We start from the raw sequence: 430 nt of genomic DNA, 5'->3' as shown, positions 1-430 counted from the left end.
GCGCTGGGCGACCACCCGGGCGGCGGGGCCGGTGGCGGAACCGGCAGGGCCGCCGGGGGCATGGTGCCGCGCGGGCGGTGCCTCCGCCGCGTACGCCTCGTACGGGCGGTCGCCGAGCAGTTCCGCGCGGCGCTTCAGCTCGCCGCCCAGGGCCTGGGCGAACTCCCGCATCCGCACCGGGTCCCCCGCGGCCAGGTACGTCGAGGCGTGCGGCAGATCGCCGCAGGCCCGCAGCCCGTCGCCGTCCCCGTCGACCAGGACCAGGACCAGCCGGTCCGGCCGCTCCCCGGCGGCCAGCGAGGCGGCCGCCGAGCGCAGCAGCTCGGTCTTGCCGGAGCCGGCCGGACCGGAGACCAGGAAGGGGCCGAGGCCGGCCGCGAGATCGGCGGTGACCGGGCCGTGCGGGCCCGCGCCCAGAACGGCCTCGGCC

At 80.5% G+C, this 430-nt stretch carries 1 protein-coding gene; it reads right to left on the bottom strand.

Annotated elements, in window-relative coordinates; translation table 11 throughout:
* Positions 1-430, bottom strand: a 430-nt coding sequence (locus AC2CJA_RS27255; RefSeq protein WP_484605283.1) for an FtsK/SpoIIIE domain-containing protein, incomplete at both ends; no start/stop codon positions are given.

It is taken from the genome of Streptomyces sp. ATLC9 (assembly GCF_057196705.1).
Note: the sequence above shows the minus strand (reverse complement) of the source record. Positions and strands in the feature narration are given on the sequence as shown.